At 72.5% G+C, this 22,297-nt stretch carries 16 protein-coding genes and 1 pseudogene; 4 read left to right on the top strand and 13 right to left on the bottom strand.

The genetic code is table 11. The features are described from left to right. Window positions 1–22: 22 nt before the first annotated feature. The 3 genes and pseudogenes from pgsA to KR546_RS13530 all read right to left on the bottom strand — a co-directional run. Window positions 23–670, bottom strand: a pseudogene (pgsA, locus tag KR546_RS13540) (CDP-diacylglycerol--glycerol-3-phosphate 3-phosphatidyltransferase); the annotation flags it as partial. Next, complete coding sequence (rimO, locus tag KR546_RS13535) at window positions 667–2,343, bottom strand: 30S ribosomal protein S12 methylthiotransferase RimO (RefSeq protein ID WP_238445253.1); 1,677 nt, start codon at window positions 2,341–2,343, stop codon at window positions 667–669. The gene rimO and the pseudogene pgsA, both read right to left, overlap by 4 nt. Beyond that, window positions 2,340–3,206 (bottom strand): RodZ domain-containing protein, encoded by an 867-nt coding sequence (locus KR546_RS13530; RefSeq protein WP_238445252.1) that lies wholly within the window; start codon window positions 3,204–3,206, stop codon window positions 2,340–2,342. The genes rimO and KR546_RS13530 overlap by 4 nt, the downstream gene beginning before the upstream one ends. Before the next feature lie 104 nt (window positions 3,207–3,310). On the opposite strand from KR546_RS13530, the gene KR546_RS13525 reads away from it, so the two are divergent. Next, window positions 3,311–3,670, top strand: a complete 360-nt coding sequence (locus KR546_RS13525; RefSeq protein WP_238445251.1) for a hypothetical protein — start codon at window positions 3,311–3,313, stop codon at window positions 3,668–3,670. 50 nt (window positions 3,671–3,720) lie between these two features. Here the strand turns inward: KR546_RS13525 and KR546_RS13520 are convergent, their stop codons facing one another. Together KR546_RS13520 and KR546_RS13515 are read right to left on the bottom strand one after the other, a co-directional pair. After that, on the bottom strand, window positions 3,721–4,365 hold the full coding sequence (locus KR546_RS13520; RefSeq protein WP_238445250.1) for a DedA family protein: 645 nt from the start codon (window positions 4,363–4,365) through the stop codon (window positions 3,721–3,723). Further along, window positions 4,362–4,532: a hypothetical protein gene (locus KR546_RS13515; RefSeq protein ID WP_238445249.1), complete on the bottom strand. Its 171-nt coding sequence runs from the start codon at window positions 4,530–4,532 to the stop codon at window positions 4,362–4,364. Before KR546_RS13515 ends, KR546_RS13520 begins: the two co-directional genes overlap by 4 nt. 357 nt (window positions 4,533–4,889) lie before the next feature. On the opposite strand from KR546_RS13515, the gene KR546_RS13510 reads away from it, so the two are divergent. Then, on the top strand, window positions 4,890–6,203 hold the full coding sequence (locus KR546_RS13510; protein ID WP_238445248.1) for a vanadium-dependent haloperoxidase: 1,314 nt from the start codon (window positions 4,890–4,892) through the stop codon (window positions 6,201–6,203). A 63-nt stretch (window positions 6,204–6,266) separates the two neighbouring features. Here the strand turns inward: KR546_RS13510 and KR546_RS13505 are convergent, their stop codons facing one another. From KR546_RS13505 to dapA, 3 genes are all read right to left on the bottom strand, one after another. Further along, window positions 6,267–8,771, bottom strand: a complete 2,505-nt coding sequence (locus tag KR546_RS13505; RefSeq protein WP_238445247.1) for an FtsK/SpoIIIE family DNA translocase — start codon at window positions 8,769–8,771, stop codon at window positions 6,267–6,269. 364 nt (window positions 8,772–9,135) lie between these two features. Then, window positions 9,136–10,812 (bottom strand): ribonuclease J, encoded by a 1,677-nt coding sequence (locus KR546_RS13500; RefSeq protein ID WP_238445246.1) that lies wholly within the window; start codon window positions 10,810–10,812, stop codon window positions 9,136–9,138. Continuing rightward, complete coding sequence (gene dapA / locus KR546_RS13495) at window positions 10,802–11,722, bottom strand: 4-hydroxy-tetrahydrodipicolinate synthase (protein WP_238445245.1); 921 nt, start codon at window positions 11,720–11,722, stop codon at window positions 10,802–10,804. The genes KR546_RS13500 and dapA overlap by 11 nt, the downstream gene beginning before the upstream one ends. 273 nt (window positions 11,723–11,995) lie before the next feature. Here dapA and ppdK point away from each other — a divergent pair, with 273 nt between their 5' ends. After that, window positions 11,996–14,641: a pyruvate, phosphate dikinase gene (gene ppdK / locus KR546_RS13490; RefSeq protein ID WP_238445244.1), complete on the top strand. Its 2,646-nt coding sequence runs from the start codon at window positions 11,996–11,998 to the stop codon at window positions 14,639–14,641. A gap of 117 nt (window positions 14,642–14,758) precedes the next feature. Beyond that, window positions 14,759–15,529, top strand: a complete 771-nt coding sequence (locus tag KR546_RS13485) for a hypothetical protein (protein WP_238445243.1) — start codon at window positions 14,759–14,761, stop codon at window positions 15,527–15,529. A gap of 22 nt (window positions 15,530–15,551) precedes the next feature. Here the strand turns inward: KR546_RS13485 and KR546_RS13480 are convergent, their stop codons facing one another. The 5 genes from KR546_RS13480 to KR546_RS13460 all read right to left on the bottom strand — a co-directional run bounded on the left by KR546_RS13480 (window position 15,552) and on the right by KR546_RS13460 (window position 22,248). After that, the gene (locus KR546_RS13480) at window positions 15,552–16,508 is read right to left on the bottom strand and encodes a hypothetical protein (protein WP_238445242.1); all 957 of its coding nucleotides are present in this window, start codon (window positions 16,506–16,508) and stop codon (window positions 15,552–15,554) included. Beyond that, on the bottom strand, window positions 16,505–17,464 hold the full coding sequence (locus KR546_RS13475) for a hypothetical protein (protein WP_238445241.1): 960 nt from the start codon (window positions 17,462–17,464) through the stop codon (window positions 16,505–16,507). Before KR546_RS13475 ends, KR546_RS13480 begins: the two co-directional genes overlap by 4 nt. 1 nt (window position 17,465) lies before the next feature. Further along, complete coding sequence (locus tag KR546_RS13470; RefSeq protein WP_238445240.1) at window positions 17,466–18,491, bottom strand: hypothetical protein; 1,026 nt, start codon at window positions 18,489–18,491, stop codon at window positions 17,466–17,468. Next, window positions 18,488–19,639, bottom strand: a complete 1,152-nt coding sequence (locus KR546_RS13465) for a hypothetical protein (protein WP_238445239.1) — start codon at window positions 19,637–19,639, stop codon at window positions 18,488–18,490. The genes KR546_RS13470 and KR546_RS13465 overlap by 4 nt, the downstream gene beginning before the upstream one ends. 74 nt (window positions 19,640–19,713) lie before the next feature. Beyond that, window positions 19,714–22,248, bottom strand: coding sequence for a CHAT domain-containing protein (locus tag KR546_RS13460; protein WP_238445238.1), 2,535 nt, complete (start codon window positions 22,246–22,248; stop codon window positions 19,714–19,716). Between the last annotated feature and the right edge of the window lie 49 nt (window positions 22,249–22,297).

Genomic DNA, 22,297 nt, shown 5'->3' with positions numbered 1-22,297 from the left:
GCAACCGGTTGACGTGGCGGGCGTAGTCCAGGCCCGACACGATCGTGGCCACCACCGCGATCCACAGGCTGGCGGTGCGCACGCCCGGCGGGATCCCCGGCATCAGGAACAGCAGGACGGCCACGACCTGCAGCACGGTCTTGGTCTTGCCCCAGATCGAGGCGGGCAGCACCAGGTGGCGGCGGCGGACCAGCCCGACCCGCAGCGCGGTGACCGCGACCTCGCGGGCCACGATCACCCACACCGCCCACCAGGGCAGCTCGCCGACCGAGGCCAGCGACGCCAGCGACCCGATGATCAGCAGCTTGTCGGCGATCGGGTCGGCCAGCTGGCCCCAGGCCGTGACCCCGTGCCAGCGCCGCGCCACCCAGCCGTCGATCGAGTCGGTCAGCGCAGCGAACAGGAAGATGGCGAAGGCCCACCAGCGTGACTGCTCGTCGCCCAGCGCGAGCAGCCACAGGATCACCGGGACGAGCAGCACCCGCAGGAAGGTCACCGCGTTCGGCACGTTGATGATCGTCTGCGGTTCGCTCCGCAGTTCGTCGGCATCGAGCGGGTCGGGGGGCGGGACGACCTCGTCGAGGGCGTCGAGCGGGCCGTCGACACCATGGCGCTCGCCACGTCGCCGGGCGGCGCGGGGACGGGCGTCGTCGTCACGCCCCGGGGTCATCCGGTCGTCCCGGGGGTCGCGACGAGGTCCACCCCGACGCTGTCGACCACGCGTGCCGCGACCCGGTCGCCCACGGTGACGTCGGCCGGGGCGCCGGTCGTGTCCACCAGGACCACCTCGCCGTCCGCCTCGGGTGCCTCGCGGTGGCTGCGCCCGACGACCTCGCCGTCGTCGACCCGCTCCACGATCACGTCGACGTCGTCACCGATGCGGGCACGCGCCCGCCGGTCCGACGCCCGCTCGACCACGTCGGCGATCCGGTCGCGCCGCGACTGGGCGACCTCGCCCGGGACGTGGCGGTCCAGCTCGACCGCACCGGTGCCGTCCTCGTCGGAGTAGGTGAACAGGCCGACGAAGTCGAGCTCGTGACGATCCAGGAAGCCGGCCAGCTGGTCGACGTGTCCGTCGTCCTCCCCCGGGAAGCCGAGGATGAAGTTGCTGCGGATCGCGGCGTCCGGCGCGAGGTCGCGGATCCGCTCGACCAGGGCGCCGAACCGGTCCGGACTGCCCGAGCGGGCCATGCGGGTGAGCACGTCGGACGCGACGTGCTGCAGGGACAGGTCGAAGTAGTTGGCCACCTCGGGGATGCCCACGATCGCCTCGAGCAGGTCGGGGCGCAGCTCGGCGGGCTGGAGGTAGACGAGGCGGACCCGGTCGATGCCGTCGACGTCGGCCAACGACTGCAGCAGGTGGGGCGCCAGACTCCGGCCACCCGGATGTCCACGCCACTGGCCGAGGTCCTTGCCCCACGAGGTGGTGTTCTCCGACACCAGCACCAGTTCGCGGGTGCCCTGGTCGGCCAGCCACGACGCCTCGGCGACCAGCTCACCGATGCCGCGCGAGCGGAACCGGCCACGGAAGGACGGGATGGCGCAGAACGTGCACAGGCGGTCGCAGCCCGACGCGATCTTGAGGTAGGCCCAGGGGCCGTCCTGGCGACGCCGTGGGGGGAACAGCGGTCCTGACGCCGGGGCCTGGTCGGCGGTGGCCAGTCCGACGGTGGCCGCGGGAGGCACGGCCAGCGGGTCGATGACGCTGGCGCCGTCGGCCGGACCGGCGGCCTCGGGCACGGCCGCGAGCCAACTGGCGTCGCCGGCGGCGGCGTCGGCATCGGCCGTCCCGTCGTCGGGGGCCTCCACGGCCGTCGCGGCAGGTTCCGCCGCGTCGACGGACACCATCGGCAGGGACCGGCCGGGCAGGACCGAGGGGGCGGTCGACGGCTCGACACCCACGACCCGCTCGTGGTCACGGCCCTCCAGGATGTCGGCCACCAGCCCGGGCAGGGCGGGGTAGCCCGCGAAGCCGACGATCGCGTCGGCCTCGGGGAGCGACTCGGACAGCTCCTCGGGGTAGCGCTGGGCCATGCAGCCGATGACGACGACGCCGCGGGCGGGATCGTGGCCGGGCTCGACGGTGTCGGGGTCCTTCAGGTCGGCCGCCGCGAGGATCGTGTCGACGGACTCCTGCTTGGCCGGCTCGATGAAGGTGCAGGTGTTGACCAGCACGACGTCGGCGTCGGTCGCGTCGGAGGTGACGTCGTAGTCGGTGCCCAGCAGGCCGGCCAACTGGTCGCTGTCGACCTCGTTGCGGCCACAGCCCAGCGTGACGATCGCCACGCGGCGGCGGTCGTCGACCACCCGGGAGGCAGTGCGGTCGGGGGCGACGGGCGTCATGTGGACGACTCGGCACCGTCGGGCGTGTAGGTGACCTCGACGACCTGGCCGCTGGAGCCCGGGTTGCCCAGCCGGTCGCCGTTGAACTCGACGTCCACGCCACCGGCGTTGCCGTAGCGGGCGACGACCTCGTCGTCGGCCTCGATGTCGATCGTCTCGCCCGCCGTGATGACCGTGTCGGACCGGGGATGCGGCGCCCCGTCGACCTCCAGGGAGATCCAGCAGTCGGCCTCGAAGGCCAGGAACAGCACGACGCCGTCGGGCGTGGGCGACGGGGTCGGCGAGGGCGTGGGCGACGGGGTGGGCGACGGGGTCGGCGACGGCTCGGGCGCAGGCGCGGTGGCGGCCGCCGACGGCGCGGGCGTGGCACCCTCCGTGGCCGAGATCCCCGGTGTGGGCGTGGCGAGGTCGTCGGGGTTGATCGCGACCGGGGGCGTGCTGTCGCCGAGCGTGCCGATGAACGCGATGACCGCCAGCAGCAGGATGATCACCCCCGACACCACGATCCAGCGGGGCAGCGGCTCACGCGGCGACGCCGTCGAGCGCATCGTCGTCTCGGCGACCTCGTGGATGCCGGTGGCGTGCTGCTCACCGCTGAACTGGTTGTCGTAGGCCGCCACGATCCGGTCGGCGTCCAGGCCCACGTAGCGTGCGTAGTTGCGCAGGTGCCCGCGGGCGTACGGGGTCGCGCCCAGCGCCCCGAAGTTCTCCGACTCCATCGCGACCACGTGCGACCGGCGGATCTTGAGGGCCTCGGCCACCTGCACGAGATCCTCGCCCCTGGCCAGGCGGGCCGCCTGCAGGGTGTCACCAATGCCAATGGCCACGTCGTTGCCAACCGTTGCGAAGTTGCGCGCGGACACGCACGCGAGGACCGTCCTCGGGCCGCCAGCCTATGCCCACCGTGACGGGGCCGCAGCGCGCCCGACGTGCACCGGCAGGGGCGTGACCGCTAGCATCCACGACCATGAAGACCCCACTCTCGCCGTCCCGCCGCCGCACGTCACGAGTCGTGTCGGCGCTGCTCGCACTGGTCGCCGCGTGCTCGTTCGCGCTGGCCACCCCGGCCCTGGCCACCGAGGCCTCGGAGGGCGGCGAGCCACTCGACATCGCGACCGAGGTGCCCAACGAGGCCGGTGCGCCCGAGGGTGCCGTCGAGGCGGGGATCGAGTCCAGCAAGGTCACGATCTCCGACAACCCCCACGACCAGTTCGGACTGGTCCTGTTCGGGCTGATGGGGCTGGCCGCGCTGGCCATGGTCGCCAACGCCGTCAAGCAGCTCCGGGGGCAGCGCCCCGCCGCCGACGGCAAGATCCGCTGGCGCTGACCGGCGCGTCTCCGTCTGGATGACGTCGCCGGCGAGCGCTGCCCCCAGGGTCAGGCGCGGTTCCACGGCAGTCGGGCGCGACGCCGCCAGACGTAGTGCGCGACCACCGCGACGACGAACAGGGCGATGGCCCAGTTGAACCAGTTGGAGTACGTGCCGGCGTTCTCCCAGTTGCGCCCGATGGCCATGCCGATGCCCAGCCAGATCGCGTTCCAGATGCCGCTGCCCAGTGCCGTCAGCACGCCGAAGCGCAGCCTGCCCATCCCCTGGGTGCCGGCCGGCAGCGACACGAGGCTGCGGACCAGGGGGACGAACCGTCCCGTGAAGACGGCCGTGTTGCCGTGGCGGTCGAACCAGCTCGTGGCCCGGTCCAGGTCGTTCTCGTCGGTCAACGGCACGCGCAGCAGGACGTCGTGGGCCCGCTCGGGGCCCAGTCGTCGGCCGAGCTCGTAGTACACGTAGGCGCTCGCGGTGGACCCGATCGTGGCAGCGACCAGGGTGAGGACGAACGACAGCTCGCCGTTGGCGGCCAGGTAGCCGGCGAACGGGAGCACGACCTCGCTCGGCACGATCGGCACCACGTTGTCCAGCGCCAGCAGCAGGGCCACGCCGATCGGGCCCGACGCGGCCACCACGTCGACCACCCACCCGGTGAGACCCGTGAACTCGGCGGTCTGCGCCGCGGTGGCGATCATCGGTCCGGCAGTCGCGCGGACACCCAGCGCCACAGGCCGAACCCGACCAGCGCACCGACCACCACCAGCGCCAGGACGATCCACAGGGCCGCCTCGAGCAGCGTGCCCAGGATGCCGGCGGCCGCCGCCAGCACGATGACGAGGACGAGCAGGAGGAACGTGGACATGGGGCGCCGATTGTCGCGGGTACCACCGTCGACCAGGACGTCGACGCGGGGGTGCGTCCGAGGCTACGAGGGCCCCGGCTGGGCAGCCCGCCACCGACCGGGCCGTTCGGTGGGGTCGTCACCACGCTGAGCCACAGGCCGCCACGGCTGCGACACCGACGGCGTTCGACCCCGGCAGAGCCGGTGACGAACGCCACGGCCGCGCTCGTCACGACACGCGACACCCGGTTCGTCGTGCGCGTCGCTCGGTCGGCGGGACCGGCTTTCCCCTGGCTTACACCCTCCGTGCACGATCCGAAGCGGTCCGACACCAAGGATCGGGCCGACCCCTCGACTGGAGGCCCCCCGATGAGACCGATGAGAACGATCGACGCTCCCATCACTCCACAGCGATCACGCCGACCGATCGCCTTCGTTGCGCTGGTGCTCGCCACGCTGGCGGCGACCGTCACCACACCGTGGTCGGGTCCTGCGCCCGCGGCCGCCGCCGCCGGCGACCCGGTCATCGACTGGAACCGCCACGCCACCGACGCCCTGTTGACACGGGCCGGGCAACGACCCCCGGTCGCCGTCATCCACCTCGCCATGGTGCACGGGGCCGTGCACGACGCCGTGGTGGCGATCCGGGGTGGGTACGAGCCCTACCTGCTGGACCGGTCGGCGGGCGGCCCCGGCGACTCGGTGGACGCCGCCGTCGCCACGGCGGCCCACGACGTGCTCGTCTCCGTCGTGCCCGACCAGGCGTCGATCCTCGACCAGCTCGAGTCCGACGCCCTGGCGGCCCTGCCTGCCGGCCCGTCCCGTGACCGTGGCGTGGCGGTCGGTGCCGCCGCCGCGGCCGCGATGGTCGCCGACCGCAGCGACGACGGCCGCTACGGCCCGTTCCGGTTCCCGACGTCGACCGCGATCGGTGGGTGGCGTCCGGTCGAGCCCTCGTTCGGCAACGACCCCAACGCGTGGGTCGCCAGGGTCCGGCCGTTCCTCGTCGACAGCGCCGAGCAGTTCCGCTCCGGACCACCGCCGGCGCTGCACACCCCGACCTGGGCACGTGACTACGAGGAGGTCCGCCTGGTCGGTGGCACCGACAGCGACGTCAGGACCGCCGACCAGACCGAGGCGGCGCGCTACTGGGCCGAGAACCCGCCGGCGATCTGGAGTCGGGTCCTGCGCCAGGTCGCGACCGACCACGACCTGGAGGTGGGTGACGACGCGCTGCTGTTCGCCCGTGCCTACCTGTCTGCCGCGGACGCGATGATCACCGTGTGGGACTCCAAGGCGCACTGGCTGTTCTGGCGCCCGATCACCGCGATCGAGGAGGCGGGCGACGACGGCAACCGGTGGACCAGCCCGGAGCCGGGGTGGACCCCGCTGCTGCCGACACCGCCCTATCCCGAGCACCCGTCCGGTCACCTCGGACTGAGCGGCTCGATGATCGCCACCATGCGGGACTTCTTCCACACCGACGCGATCGGGTGGACGGACACCAACGGGTCCGGACGGACCCGCTCCTTCACCAGCCTGTCGTCGGCGCTCGACGAGGTGGTCAGCGCCCGCATCTGGTCCGGCATCCACTTCCGCACGGCCGACGAGGACTCCGCCCGCATCGGCAAGCAGGTGGTGCGCTGGGGTGCGAGCCACCACCTCCGGCCGCGCCCGAACGACCGGGGCTGATCACCCGGCCACCGGGGTCCGTGTCCGCGTGGCGCGGACCCCGCCACCGTGGTGGAGGTGGACTCAGCCGAGGTCGTCGGGGAACAGGCCCTTGGCGAGTGCCTCGTCGTAGGTCTCGGGATCCCACAGGACCTCGCGGGCCTTGGAGCCCTCGTTGGGACCGACGACGCCGAGCTCCTCGAGCTCGTCCATCAGCCGTCCGGCACGGGCGAAGCCGATCCGCAGCTTGCGCTGGAGCATCGACGTCGAGCCCAGCCCGGAGTTGACGACCTGCTCGGCGGCCTTGACGAGCAGGGCCTCGTCGGAGTCGTCGTCGGCGCCGTAGGACACGTCTGCCTTGGCCGCCTCCTTGCCCTCCTTGACGACGCCGTCGACGTAGTCGACCGACCGCTGCTGCTTGCAGAACTCGACGATCGGCTCGATCTCGCGCTCGGTCAGGAAGCAGCCCTGCAGTCGTGACGCCTTGCCCTGGCTGGCCGGTGCGAACAGCATGTCGCCCTTGCCGACCAGCTTCTCGGCGCCCTGGGCGTCCAGGATCGTGCGCGAGTCGGTGCCCGACGCCACCGCCAGGGCCAGCCGCGACGGGATGTTGGCCTTGATCAGGCCGGTGATGACGTCGACCGACGGGCGCTGGGTCGCGATCACCATGTGGATGCCGACCGCTCGGGCCATCTGGGCGATCCGGCAGATCGCGTCCTCGACGTCACGCGCGGCGACCATCATCAGGTCCGACAGCTCGTCGATGACCAGCAGGATGTAGGGCATCCGCTCGTGGGTCAGGGAGACCTCGCCGGTGGTCGGGTCGACCATGTCCTCGACCTCGCCCGCGTCGATGGCCTGGTTGTAGCCGTCGATGTTGCGGTGACCGGTCCGCGCCAGCGTCTCGTAGCGCATCTCCATCTCCTTGACGCACCACGAGACCGCGTCGGTCGCACGCTTCGGGTCGGTGACGACCGGCGACAGGAGGTGGGGGGCGCCGTTGTAGACGCCGAGCTCGACCCGCTTGGGGTCGACCAGGATCATCCGGACCTGGTCGGGCCGGGCCCGCATCAGGATCGAGCTGACCATGGCGTTGAGCAGCACCGACTTGCCGGAGCCGGTCGCGCCGGCGACCAGCAGGTGCGGCATCGTCGACAGGTCGGCCATCGCCGGGTTGCCGGCGATGTCCTGGCCCAGCGCGACGAACAGCGGGTGGGCGTTGGAGTCGGCCGTGTCGGAGCGCAGGATGTCGCCCAGCGTGATGAGGTCACGCTCACGGTTGGGGACCTCGACGCCGATCGCGGACTTGCCGGGGATCGGCGCGACGATCCGCACGTCGGGCGCGGCCAGGGCGTAGGCGATGTCGTCGCCCATGTTGGCGACCTTGTTGACCTTGACGCCCGGGCCGAGCTCGATCTCGAAGCGGGTGACGGTCGGGCCGCGCGACCAGCGGGCGACGGTCGCGTCGATGCCGAACTGGTCGAAGGTGGCCTGGAGGGCCTGGGTCTGGGCCTGGATGGTGCGCTCGGACTCGGCGCCCATCGAGCGGCCGCTGCCGAGGAGGTCGAGCGGCGGCAGCTGGTAGTCGGCCCAGTCCTCGACGGGACGGACCTTGGCGGCCTTGCGCTGCTTGGCGGGCAGGGGGTCGGGCGGCGAGGGGGTCTTGCCCGCCTCGCGGTCGGCGTCGGTCAGGTCGTCGGTGGCCACGGCGGCACCGCCGACGGCCGCCTCGGCCTGGGCCAGCGTGGCCCGCATGCGCTCGGCGGCCGCGTCGTCGGGCTCGGGCTCGTCGACCTTCACGGTGGTCGTGGTGGACGAGCCCGTCGTGGTCGTGCTGGCGCGCGAAGCCCCCGAAGCCTTCGATGCCTTGGCGGAGGATTCCTCGTCGACCTCCTCGCGCAGCACTGCTGGCAGCTCGGCGAAGAAGTCCGAGACGGCGTGCACGACCGTGCCCAGCGAGGTTCCGGTGGCGACGAGCAGGCCGAGCCCGGCCAGCGGGATCAGGACGGCCTGGGCGCCGATCGTGGACAGGCCGGCCTCGAGCGGCGTGGCCAGCAACCAGCCGACCAGGCCGCCACCGGTCCACAGCGCCTTGATGCCGTCGGACGGGTGCGGGTGGCCGGCGAACAGGTTCCAGCTGGCGAGCACGGCCGTCGTGGTGATGGTCAGCCCCAGCAGCCACCGGGCCCACTTCTCCATCGGGCGGTCCATGACGACGGCGACGCCGAGCACGAGCATCCCCAGTGGCACCAGGCCGGCCAGGCCGCCGACCAACCCACGCCAGATCGCCTCGAAGAAGTCGCCCACCGGGCCCGACGCGTCGGCATAGATCGCCAGGCCCGAGACGACCCCCACGATGATCAGCAGGAAGCCGTAGATGTCGGTGGTGCGATCACCGACGTGCTCGCCCATGACCGCCCACAGGCCACGGCCGGACCCACCACCCGAGCCGCGCGACCCCTTCTTCCTCGACGACGTCTTCTTCTTTGCCTTCGAGGAGGGCCTCTTCTTCTTCTTCGTGGAACGGGTCCGGCTCGGCGACGTGCGAGTCGAGCGTGACGACCGGGTCGTCGTGGAGGACTTGGCCACGGTGACGTCTTTCGGGTCGTCGGGTGCGGATGGGTGCGGGGTCGTGAGCCAGGTCGGTGGGACCGCCGTCGCGGTCCACGAATCGTGCGCCACATCGACCACAGTAGCGATCAGTACAGCACAATCCCGGTCGAGGTCACAACCTCAACTTGAGGTGCAGACTAGCACCTTTCGCGCCACCGCCCACCACCAACCGCACCGAATGCGTGTGACCGGAAGCCCCCGAGATCGCCCGAACCGGCCGGAAACCGCTCGGCCCACCTCGCCGCCGTGACCGATCAGCGCGGACTGTTGCGCTGATCCATCACGCTCGGGCAGGAGTGCCTGGAGGGCTTGGAGGGCTTGGAGGGCCTGGGGGCGACGGTCAGGCCTCGAGGACGATCGGCATGATGAAGGGGCGGCGGCCGACCTCGTGGCGCCAGAAGCGACCGAGAGCCTGGATGACGTGGCGACGGACCGCGTCGAGGTCCCGCCAGCGCGCGTCGGGCATGTCGGCCAACTCGGCGTGCACTGCCTTGATGGCGTCGTCGAGCACGTGGGCCGACTCGTCCTCGTAGACCACGCCGTGCTGCTGGACCAGGACGTCGCCGACCAGCTCGCCGGCACTGGTGTCGACGGTCACGACCGCCACGACGACCCCGTCCTCGGCCAGGCGTCGCCGGTGACGCAGGACCGCGGGCCCGACGTCGGGCAGCAGGCCGTCGATGTAGACCTGCCCCGACGGCACGCGGTCGCCCCGGGTCACGACGCCGTCGCGCAGCACGACCGTGTCGCCGTCGCTGCACACCATCGCCTGCTCCGGCGGGCACCCGGACGCGATCGCGACGTCGCGGTGCGCGGCCATGTGGCGGAACTCGCCGTGGACGGGCACGACGTACTCGGGCTCGACGATGTTGTGGAACAGGACCAGGTCGTCACGCATCGCGTGGCCCGACACGTGCACGTCGGCCAGTCCCTTGTGGACCACTCGCGCGCCCCGGCGTGCCAGCCCGTTGATCGAGCGGAACACGGCGTGCTCGTTGCCGGGGATCAGCGACGAGGCGAGGATCACCAGGTCGCCCTCGCCCACATCGACGCGCCGGTGGTCGCCGGCCGCCATCAGCGACAGGGCCGAATACGGCTCGCCCTGGCTGCCGGTCGAGATCACGATGACCTCGTCCCGCGGGTAGCGGTCGACGTCCTTGAGCTCGATCTCGTTGTCGGCGTCGACCCGCAGGTAGCCGAGCTCCCGGGCGATCGCCATGTTCTTGACCATGGAACGGCCGACGAAGACGTGTCGTCGGCCGACCTCGGCGGCGGCGTCCAGCACCTGCTGGATGCGGTGGACGTGGCTGGCGAAGCTGGCCACGACGACCAGTCCCTCGGCGCCGCGGATCTCCTCCAGCAGGGTCGCACCGACGGTGCGCTCGGTCGGGACGTGGCCCGGCAGGTGGGCGTTGGTCGAGTCCGCCAGGAGCAGGTCGACGCCGACGTCACCGAGCCGCGCGAAGTGCGCGAGGTCGGTCGGCAGGTCGTCGATCGGGGTCTGGTCGAGCTTGAAGTCCCCCGTGTGGACGATCGTGCCGTGGTCGGTCGTGATCGCGAAGGCACAGCCGTCGGGGATCGAGTGGCTGACCTGCACCACCTCGACCTGGAACGGACCGTGGTCGACGATGTCGGTGGGCGCCACCTCGACCATCTCCGGGTCGTCCAGGTCATCCCACTCCGACAGGATCGCCTCGACGAACGCCAGCGTCAGGCGGGTGCCGTAGACCGTGACGTCGGGGAAGTCCCGCAGGAAGTAGGGCAGGGCGCCGATGTGGTCGAGGTGGCCGTGGGTCAGGAAGACCGCAGTGACGTTCTCGTCCTCGAGCACCTGCCAGTCGGGGGTGATCAGGTCCACCCCGAGATGTTCGGGGTTGGGGAAGAACACCCCGACGTCGATCACCACCGTCTCGCCCTCGCAGGTCAGGGTGGCCATGTTGCGGCCGATCTCGCCCAGCCCCCCGAGGAAGGTGACGGTGACGCCACCCCGGTCGAGTCCGTTCGCGTCAGTGGTCATCAGTGGAATCCGGTTCGTAGGGAAGGATGCCCGCGTGGTGCAGGGCGTTGCGGACCTGGGCGACGACCGGTTCCGGTGCGTCGACCAGCGGCCCGCGGACCGGGCCGCCCGGCAGCCCGAGCAGTTCCATCCCGGCCTTGAGCGGGGCGGGGGACGGCGAGGCGAACAGGGCCGTGTGCATGGGCATCAGCCGCAGGTGGATCTCGCGCGCGGTGTCCAGGTCACCGGTCGTGACCGCGGTGCACATGCGGGCGAGGTCGTCGCCGACCAGGTGCGCGGACACCGACACCAGCCCGGCGGCCCCAAGCGCCAGCATCGGCAGGTTCAACTCGTCGGCGCCACAGTACACCTCGAAGCCGCCGGGGTGGCCGGCGGTCAGGCGCAGCACGTCGGCGGTCTTGCCCAGCCGTCCCGCCGCGTCCTTGACGCCGACGACGTTGTCGACGAACGACAGCTCGACCAGGGTCTCCAGCGGGATCTCGACGGCGGTCCGGTGTGGCACGTCGTAGAGCAACACGGGCAGGTCGGTCGCGCTGGCAATGGCCGTGAAGTGGGCCATCATGCCGGCGTGGTCCGGCTTGTTGTAGTAGGGGGCGACCGCGAGGATCGCGTCCGCGCCGGCCTCGGTCGCCGCCTCGGTCGCCGCGACCGATCGCGCCGTGGCATTGGTCCCGGTGCCGACCATCAGTGCGGCCCGGTTGCCGACGGCGTCCCGGACGGCAGCGAGCAACTCGATCCGTTCGCCCTCCTCCAGGGTCGGCGACTCGCCCGTCGTGCCGGCCAGCACGATCGTGTCGGTGCCGTGGGCGAGCAGGTGGTTGGCGACGGTGCCCGCCCCCTCGAGGTCGAGGCTCCCGTCGTCGTGGAACGGCGTGACCATGGCCGTCCCGACACGTCCGAACACTGGCATGGTCGTGCGACTCCACGTCGTGGGGGAATGGGCGTTCCTGCCCAGCCTAGAGCCTGCCCCTCCGGCGGGTCCCGTCGCCCCACGGTCACCCGGACGACGGTCGCCCGGACCAGCAGGGCCACCGAGCCCGGGGCGATCCGCCGGTCGGGGAGAACTCGCCGGGACCTGTGGCCCCCCGGACGGCACCGTCCGACCCTGTCCGCCCATGGCCTCCCCGGGCGACGCTGCCAGCAACGACCAGATCCCCACGCGTTCCGGACCCAGGACACCGACATGGCACCCCGCTGGCTGCAGGACTTCCGCGACGGCACCGCCGACCAGGCCGACCTGCTGGGTGGCAAGGGTGCCAACCTCGCCGAGATGACCCGGATGGGACTGCCGGTGCCCCCGGGGTTCACCGTCACCACCGACGCGTGCCGCGCCTACATGGCGGGCGACGGGGCCCTGCCCCACGGCCTGGTCGCCGAGCTCGACGAGGCGGTGGTCCGCCTCGAGGACACGCGGGGCAAGCAGTTCGGGGATGCGTCGGACCCGCTGCTCGTGTCGGTGCGGTCCGGTGCGCGCTTCTCGATGCCGGGCATGATGGACACCGTGCTCGACCTCGGGCTGAACCACGAGACCGTGAAGGGCCTGGCCGAGGCCAGCGGCGACGCCCACCTCGCCTACGACAGCTGGCGGCGCTTCGTCGAGATGTTCGCCAAGGTCGTGCTCGACGTCGACGCCGCGATCATGGACGACGTGCGCTCGACCCACCTCGAGTGGGCGGGCGTCGCCGATCCGTCGGAACTGGACACCGACGCGGCCCACGACCTGGTCGTGGCCTACCGCAGCGCCGTCGAGGGAGCCATCGGCCGGCACTTCCCGGACGACCCGCGTGAGCAGTTGCAGGCCGCAGTTGCCGCCGTGTTCCGGTCGTGGAACGGCCGGCGCGCGCGGGACTACCGCCGGATGGAGGGCATCCCCGACGACCTCGGCACGGCCGTCAACGTGCAGTCGATGGTGTTCGGCAACCTCGGCGACGACTCCGGCACGGGGGTCGTGTTCACCCGCGACCCCGCCACCGGCGAGGCCACGCCGTACGGCGACTTCCTGCTGGCCGCACAGGGCGAGGACGTCGTCGCCGGGATCCGCAACTCCGAGCCGTTCGGCGCCCTGGCGGACCACTTCCCCGACTGCCACGCCGAGCTGCTCGACGTGCTGGACCGGCTCGAGGAGCGCTACCACGACATGTGCGACGTCGAGTTCACCGTCGAGCAGGGCCGCCTGTGGGTGCTCCAGACCCGCGTGGGCAAGCGCAGTGCACCGGCCGCCGTGCGGATCGCGGTCGAACTGGTCGACGAGGGACTGCTGGAGCCGGCCGAGGCGGTCGCCCGGGTCCAGCCGACCCAGCTGGAGCGTCTGCTCCACCCCGGCTTCGACGCCGAGGCCGCGTTCGACGTCCTGACCACGGGCCTGGGCGCGTCGCCGGGCGCGGCCAGTGGACACGTCGCGTTCACCGCCGACGAGGCCGAGGCGCGGGCGGCGGACGGTGAATCCGTGATCCTGGTGCGCCCGGAGACCTCGCCCGAGGACCTGCACGGCCTGATCTCGGCGGTGGGGGTCCTGACGAGCCGGGGCGGACTGGTCAGCCACGCGGCGGTCGTCGCCCGCGGGATCGGCACGCCAGCGGTGTGCGGGGCGGACGAGCTGGTCATCGACCTCGACGCGCAACGCATGTCGGTCAACGGCACGGTCGTGGAGGACGGGGACCTGGTGTCGATCGACGGGACGACCGGTGAGGTGGTGCTGGGCGAGGTTCCCGTGGTCGTCCCCGAGCCGACCCCGGAGCTCGCTCGGCTGCTGGACTGGGCCGACGACCTGCGCCGCCTGGGCGTACGGGCCAACGCCGACACCCCCGAGGACGCGCGGCGGGCACGGGCCTTCGGTGCCGAGGGCATCGGGCTCTGCCGGACCGAGCACATGTTCCTGGGCGATCGCCTGCCGATCGTGCAGAGGATGATCCTCGAGGACGGCGACGGGCACTGGGCCGCGCTGGACGAGCTGCACGACCTCCAGCGGGCGGACTTCGAGGCGATGCTGGAGGCCATGGACGGCCTGCCGGTCACGGTCCGACTGCTCGACCCGCCGCTGCACGAGTTCCTCCCCGACCTCACCGAGCTGCGGATCGCCGAGGCGACCGACGGCCTGGACGACGCGGGCCAGGAGGTCCTGGCCGCGACCGAGCACTGGGACGAGCACAACCCGATGCTGGGGATCCGGGGCGTCCGCCTGTCGGCGCTCGAGCCCGGGCTGTACCGGATGCAGGTCCGGGCGCTGATGGAGGCGGCGATGGCCCGGGTGGCGGCGGGCGGCACCCCGCGGCCACACGTGATGATCCCGTTGACGGTCAGCGGACCCGAGCTGGCGGCAGCCGTGGCCGAGGCGTGGGACGTGATCGAGGAGGTCGTGGACGGGACCGAGCTGGACGTCCGGGTCGGAACGATGGTCGAGACGCCGCGCGCGGCGCTGCGGGCCGCCGAACTGGCCCCCCACGCCGACTTCTGCTCGTTCGGCACGAACGACCTCACCCAGATGACCTTCGGGTTCTCACGCGACGACGTCGAGGCCCGACTGATGCCGGTCTACCTCCAGCGCGGACTGCTGCCGGCCGACCCGTTCGCAACGATCGACGTCGACGGCGTTGGACGGCTGGTGGAACTGGCGATCGAGGAGGGACGGGCGGCAGCCCCGGACCTGGAGTTCGGCGTCTGTGGCGAGCACGGTGGGGACCCCGCCAGCGTGGCCTTCTTCGACCGGGCCGGGCTCGACTACGTGTCGTGCTCGCCGTTCCGACTGCCGGTCGCACGCCTGGCCGCGGCCCACGCCGCGCTGGCCGCCGGGGACGCCGCCACGGTGCCCGCGATCAGCAGGGAGGCCTGAGGACGAACGATCCCGGTCCGAGTCGGGGGACGACGGGCCGGACCTCGTCCGCCGGATCCGAGCGATCCGGCGGACGAGGTATCGTCGCGCCGACCCACCACCGATCGGACCCGTCCCGTGCTGCTGCTCGCCCATGCCGGCGCCGGTGCGACATGGCAGGCCCTCCTGGTCCTGGCGTCGTTCGGCCTGGTGGCCGTGTTCCTCCTGGCGGTGTTCGGCGTCCTGACCCTGGACGAGCCGGGCGACCTGGTCCTGCCCCTGGCCGGCAGCGCCGTGCTCGCATCGCTGTCGGGTGCCACGTCGGACTTCCTGTCGGACTGGGTCGGCTGGTGGTTCCCGCTGGGCGTGGCCGCCCTGGTGGCCGTGGTGCTGGCCGCGACCACGCGCCTGGAGTTGTCGCCGACCTCGCCACTGGCGATCGCGACGGTGGTCCTGGGCCTCGTGGCGTCGTTCACGCTCCACACCGCGATCGAGGACGCCTGGCACCCGACCGGTTCGGGCATCGGTGCACGCTGGGAGGACGCGACCCTCGAACTGGTCTCCCCGACCGACGGCGACACCGTGCCGATCGGTCCGCTGGACGTGGTCGTGCGCATCGAGGGTGGCTCGATCGGGCAGGGTCCCAACGACCTGCGCACCGGCGATCCGGAGGAGGCCGGCATCGTCCAGGTGTTCGTGGACGGGAGCCTGGTCACGGGCGCCGACGGAGCACCCCTGCGGCAGGTGGAGAACTGCACCACGGGGTGCACGGAGGCGACCTACCCCATCGAGCTGGACCGCGGCGTCCACGTCGTCAGCCTGGAGTTCCTGACCAGCTCGGGCGAGTCGTTCGACACCCGCGTCGGACAGGCCCCCACGATCCAGATCGCGACCGTCGAGGCCGAGTAGGGCGGCGCGATCGCCCCAGGCGTCACTCCCACGGGACGTACCCGGGGTCGAGGAAGCCCATCCCGCCGGCACACCGGTCGGCGAGCACCGGCGAGTCGACGCAGTACCACTCCCCCGGAACCAGGTCGTCGACCGGGACGTCCAGGACGAGGGCGCCCGTCGTGTCCACGTCACGCTCCCCGAGATCGGCCACCAGTTCGAAGACCGACCCGCCGTCGGACTGGTCGGGCACCACTCGGGTGTCCCGGTAGACCCCGAAGGCGGCCGGTCCCGACGGGAAGCCGGACACGGCGAACCGGCGCCACGCGACGTCGTCGGCAGGCACCGCCTCCAGACTGGGCACCGTCCCGGGCGACACCCACACCGACCCTGACGCGACAAGACCGTCCTGCCCGGCCACGAACACGTACTCGCCGCCGGGCGCGTCCGGGCGGATCCACCAGTCGAGCGAGCCCTCCGTGACGGTGTCGTGGGCGACCCCGAACCCGACCACGTCGTCGGGGCCGCCCAGCAGGTCGACCGGACGCCCGGCGCCGGTGAGGAACACGCCCAGGGTCCGCACCGTCCCGTCGGGGAGCGCGATGGCCAGGGTGATCTCGAGGTCGAGGTCGAATCCCACCAGGCAGACGGGCTCGACCGATCCCAGCACGGCATCGACGCGCTGCTCGGGCAGGCCCACGTACGGCAGTGACGTGAGGGGCTGGTCCCAGAGGCTGTCGTCACAGTCGCCGGGCGCCCCCGCGCCGATGAAGGCCGTGAACTGCTCGGCCAGCACCTGCACCCCCGGCGCGGCGGCGGGCGACGACGGGGCGGTGGAGGTGGACCGTGTGACGGGGCTCGGGCCGCTCGACGAGGCCGTCTCGACCACCGGCGAGGTCGACCGGGTCGACGACGTGGTGTCGTCCGCGGTGGTGGTGCCGCACGCTGCCAGGCCAATCACCATGGCAGCCACGACCAGCCCTGCGATCCGGTGGTTCATGGCGCCCGGACGACCTTGGCTTCGCACGAGTCGTTGTCGATCGTGGCGGCCGTGTCGATGCACCAGGTGCCCGGTCCGAGGTCGCCGACGTCCAGCTCGAGCACGCCGGCGCCGTCGTCATCCGCGACCACGGTGCCGAACGGACGCTCCAGGGTCGCCGTGACGTGGTCGCTGGGGTACTCCTCGCCCGGGGCGGTCGTCGGCTCGGGCAGGTGGTACAGACCGACGGGCGTCTCCCCGGGCGGGAACCCCGACACCAGGAACCGGAGGGTGTCGTCGGGGGCGTCCGTGCGCCGCAAGGTGGGGGCGGCGGCCGGTGCGGACACCAGATCGACGGTCGCGACCGCCTCGCCCTGGGTCGCGGTCAGCCGCCAGTCCCCGCGCGGGGTCCCGGGGCGGACGAGGATCGGGAGGTGGCCGGCCCCGTCGTAGGTGTCCACCGCGGCCCGGAGGGGTCCGGGACTGTCACGCAGGTCCACCGGACCGGCACCGCCCGAGAAGACGACCTCGACGGTGCGACCACCGCCCGGCCATTCGACCTCCAGCTGGATCTGCTCGGGGAGGTCGAAGCCCACGAAGCACACGTCGACGGCCTCACCGATCGAGAGCTGACTGGCTTCGAGCAACCCGACGTGGGGCGTCGCTTCGACCCCGATCGTGCAGTCCGACGGCCCACCGATCGCGCCAACGAACGCACTGAACTGTGCGGCCAACACCGGCTCGTCGGACGACTGCGAGGCGCTGGGCGAGGGGCTGGGGGCGTTCGGCGGCGGCGTCGTCGGGGACGGCGAGTCGTCCGTGGTCGGCGAACTGTTGGGCGTGGCGGTGGCCGGTGGCTCGTCGCTCGCGTGGGCCGTGGGCGAGGCCGTCCCAGTCGACCCGGTGTCGCCGATCCGGGCACAGCCGACGAGCAGCACCACCATGCCGGCCAGCAGCCGGCGGGTGGTCGAAGCCACGTCAGGTCGTCGTGAGCACGCCACCAGCACACACCTCCCCGGTCACGCTGGTCACGACGCACCACGCCCCCGGCCCATGGGACCCCAGGTCGACCTCGAGGAACGCGGCCCCGGACGCGTCGACCTCGAGCGGGTCCAACTCGTCCACCAGGGTCATCGTCGCCTCCCCGACTTCCCCGGGGGCCAGTCCGGACGGGAGCTCGACGCGGTAGAGGCCGACCGCGCTCGCACCAGATGGGAACCCCGACGCCCGGAACAGCGCACGGCCGGCATCGGGGGCATGTTCGAGTCGCAGGACCGTGTCGGCAGCCGGCCCCGCGGTCATCCGGGCTGTGGCAACGACGTCACCCTGGGCGGCCGTCACCACCCACCCACCTGGCCCGACTCCCGGCGGCAGGTCCCAGCGCAGCGTGGCCCACTGGACGTCGCCGGTCGACCGGGAGCGCGCCGCCGGCTGCGTCCCCTCGGTCGACGGGACGACCAGGGTGCGCGCTCGTCGTGGGTCCGCGTTCGACTCGACCGTGCGCAGGTCCACGGGGCCGTCCAGCGCAGCGAGGTCGAGGGTCACCGTCCGTTCGCCGTCGGGCCACTGCACGGCCAGGGCGATCGGCGCGTCCGCCGCGAATCCCCCGAGGCACAGCGTCGCGCCCACCCCGATCGACACGTGTTCGTCGCCGGAGACCGTGCCGACGTGCGGCAGCTCGTCAGGCAGTTCGGCGGCGAAGTCCGAGCAGTCGGGGAACTGCATGTGCGGGACACCACCCAGGAAGGCCGTGAACTGGCCGGCGAGCACCGACGTGTCGTCCGCCGGCGCGACCTCGTCGCGCTGGTCCGTCGCCGGAACATCGTCCTGGATCGGCTCGGAGGTCGCCGGCCCGGTCCCGGGCCTCTCGTCGTCGCCCAGCTCGTCGGTCCCGGGCACCGGGGGGTCGTTGGGGGTCGGGGTCGGCGCTGCCCGCAGCCAGCCGCAGCCGGCGAGCACCAGGCACAGGACCGTGGCCACGGCGAGCACGGCCCGGGTGGTCACGACTTCCACCCCGTGGTCCCGGGCTCGTCCGGATCACAGACCACGAACTCGACCACGGGGGAGATCACGCACCAGTGGGCGAACTCCGTGCCGGCGGCCGGGACCTCCACGGACTCCCCGTCGCCGATGAGACCCAGGTCCTCGACCAGTTCGAACGACTTGCCCCGGTACCCGTCGGTCGCGGTCAGCTCGGCCGTGTCCGGCTTCCGGTACAGCCCGACCGGCACGGGCTCGCCCGTCCAGCCCTGCAACGTGACGACGCGGATCCCCTCGGACTCCGGACCGACCTGCAGTGGCGACGGTGCGACGACCCGCACGACCGCGGACACCTCGACCTCGCCCTGCCGGGCCACGAAGGTGTACTCGCCACGCGCGTCGGCGGGGACCTCCCAGTCCAACTCGACCGTGTTCGTCTCGTCGTCCGGGTCGACGTCGTCATCGAGATCGTCGACGTCGTCATCGAGATCGTCCTCGTCATCATCATCGAGGTCGTCGTCCTGCGTCGTCGAGTCGTCGTCCTGCGAGGGGCTGGGCGTGGGCTCGGAGGGCAGGGTCGGTGGCTCGCCCAGGACGACCGGTGGACTGGGCGACTCCTGCCACATCGCCGTCTGGACGGTCGCGGTCGATCCGGCGGTCCCGAGGACCTGCAGCACACCGACGTCACCGTCACCCTCGGTCGCATCGACCTCGATGACCTCGTCCTGCCCGTCGGGTGTGGTCACCGTCAGCGCGACGGTCCCGTCGAAGCCCAGGAGGCAGATCGTCTCGGTCCGGCCGGGAAGGGTGATGTCGCGATGGTCCGACAGACCCACGTAGCGACCGTCGGGTGGCTTCACGCCCCACCACTGGTCGGAGCGGTACGGGTCACAGGTCGGGCCACTGCCGTCGGCGCCCACGAAGGCGGTGAACTGGCCGGCGAGGACCAGCGTGTCGTCCTCGGTGGGGGCGGATGTCGGGGTGGTGGTCTCGGGGTTGGCGGTCGTCGTCGCCGTGGGCGTCGGACCCGCGGTCGGTCCGGCGGTCGGCGACGGGGACGGCGCGGTGGTCGTCGTCGCGGTGGTGGTCTCGACCGGGGCGGGGCCACCACCGCAGCCGGCCACCACCATGGCGACGGCGAGCAGAGCAGGCACGACCCGTGCGTGCGACATGGTCCCTCCGTTGCGCGACCACCCACGGGAGGACCGTGGCGGGCGGGGTGATACGGCCACGGGGTGACGTCGACTCAGTTGCATCCCCACACCTCCGTGCTTCGGTCGATCGCGGCCATCTGCGCATCGGTGGCGCCGTCGCGCGCCTCGTCGAGGCTGCGGCACGCGGCACCGTCCTGGCCGAGCTCGTGCTCGGCCTCGGCACGCTGCTGGAGGAAGTGGGACTCGCGGTCGGCGCCGGCCGGACGCAGGTCCAGTGCGGCGTCCGCATGCCGGGCCACGACCTCCCAGTCCTCCGGGTCCCCCGACGCCACCGCATCGCTCCTGGCGAGCAGGGCGAGGAACGAGTGGCTCTCCGCGGTCGTGTCGACGAGGGACTCGGGATGGTTCTCGTGGTCGGCCACGACCCGCTCGAATCCCACGCGGGCCTGGTCGAACTCGTCCGCGAGCTCGGCCACCGATCGACAGGTGCGCAGCCGGGCCAGCCCGAACGTCGCCGAGGTCGCCGCGAGCGCGTCCTCCTCGTCGGTCCGCGCCGCCACGTCCTCGTAGAGCCCTGCCGCCTCGTCGAGCCCATCGACGTCGACGGTCCCCGGATCGCAGGAACCACCCCCGACCGCGTCCTGGAAGGCCAGCTCTGCAAGTCCGAGCACCGCGTTCGGGTCATCGGGGTCACGTTCGCGGGCCTCGCGGTAGGCCGCCCTGGCGGCGGCGAAGTCGCCCAGCCGTCCGTGGACGTTGCCCTCGAGCAGGAACACCACGGTCGGGTCCAGCGGGAAGTCGTCGGGATCGATGTCGTCGACGACGGCCAGGGCCTGCTCCCACTCCCCTGCGGAGTAGTGGCCCAGTGCGAACACCAGCTGGGCCAGCCCGCGGGTCGACGCCTCCACCTCCCGACGGAACGCCCGCCGGTCGAAGTCGTCGAGGATCCGGGCCTCGATCGGGTCGAGCTCGTGGGACCCGACCAGCTCCGGGGCGCGGCCGAGGTCGGCGTCGGTGATCTCCAGCCACGACCGGAACGTGACGTCGTCGCCGCTGCCGGTGACGGTCCCGTGCACCAGCATGTTCGCGTTGAGCTGCCCCGCCAGGTCCGCGGCGTTGGTGTCCCGGTCGAGCTCCGTGGCTCCCCGCACCGGTGGGATCCCCGCGGGTCCGGAACAGTCGACCTGGAAGTCCCCCCGGTCGAAGGCAGGCGTGTCGTCGCAGACCTCGTCGGTCAACTGCCTGGCGACGGACTCGTCGAGGGTGGCCAGGTCGGGGTCCACGTCGCGTCCGAGCCCGAAGTCGGCGACGGCGAGGTTGAAGTCCCCGGTCAGGACCGGCAGCGGGGGTCCGACGATCATCTCGCGGATCTGGTCACCGGCCGTGATGTAGGTGAGCAGGGTCGGGATCACCACGACCAGCAGGGTCGCGATCCACTTGTGGGCCCGGAACCACGCGACCACGGGATGGGGTGGGGGCCCGTCGTCCACGTCGGGCGGGGCAGGCGGCGGCACCAGCCGGTCCTGGCCCGGTGCGAGGTACACGACCGGGATGCCGAAGTGGCCGGCGCTGCCCGCGGCCCGGTCCTCGACCAACCGACGCACGTCCGTGACCGCGGCGTCGACGCTGCGACCGTCGAGCAGGGCCTGGTGGAGGTCGCCACCGACCGCGGCGGCGAAGGCGTCGTCGACCGCCTCCTGCATCCCCACGATCGCCGGCACGCCACGCTCGAGCAGGGCGCGGGCGAACCCGGGCTGCACGACCCGGGCGGACAGGCCGTCGGCGTCCAGGGACGCGCAGGCGTTGAGCACGACCAGGCGTGGTGGGACGTCGGCGACCAGGCGGGCGAGCGCGTCCGGGGACACCAGTCCGTCGTCGTTGCCGTCCTCGGCCAGCACCAGCGCGGGGTGGTCGGAGCCCTCGGGCACGCCGGCGTGGCAGGACAGGTGCAGGACGTCGTAGGGCCGGCCGGACTCGGTCGCCTCGCGGACCGCGTCGGCGAGGTCGCGACGGGTCGCGTTCTCGAGCACGGTCGGTGCGACCGCGACGCCGCGCTCGACGGCCTCGTCGTGGACCCGGCGGATGGCTGCGAGCTCGACCCCCAGGTCCGGCAACGGTGCGGAGGGCGGGGACACCCCCACGACCAAGGTGCGCACGGGACCGTCCGCCTCGAGGCTGCGCCCGGCCGGCACCGGGACGGCGTCGGGCGGGTCGAACCACCGCACGATCGACCCGCTGCGCCCGAGGAACTCGCCACGGCTGGGGTCCGCGAGCAGCTCCCATGGCAACGACGCCAGGGCCGCGTCGGCGGTGCGGATCCGCAGCCGGACGAAGGCGCCCCCCGCCCCGGCGTCGTGGTAGACGAGCAGGGCACGCGGATCGGCGAAGACGGTCTCGAAGAGCTCGGTCCCGAGCGTGAAGCCCTCGGCGACCGGTGCCCCGCCTGCCGCGAGCAGGTTCCAGCCGGCCAGCACGTCGTTGCCCGGCCAGCGCATCGTGGTGGTGACGCTTGCGGCCGGGGTGCGCACGGTGACCGGCGCCACGCCGGCGTCCAGCGGTCCCAGTTCGAGGGACACCTCCGACACCGTCCGGCGTGGCGCTGCGACCTGCGCGATGGTCGCTCCCATGTCCGGTCGCTCCCCGGGCCCGTCGCCATGACGGGCCGACGACCACGAT

Origin of the sequence: Salsipaludibacter albus (genome assembly GCF_019798055.1) — a bacterium.
GTDB classification, from domain to species: Bacteria; Actinomycetota; Nitriliruptoria; order Nitriliruptorales; family Nitriliruptoraceae; genus Salsipaludibacter; species Salsipaludibacter albus.
This window is presented reverse-complemented; position numbering and strand designations above follow the sequence as displayed.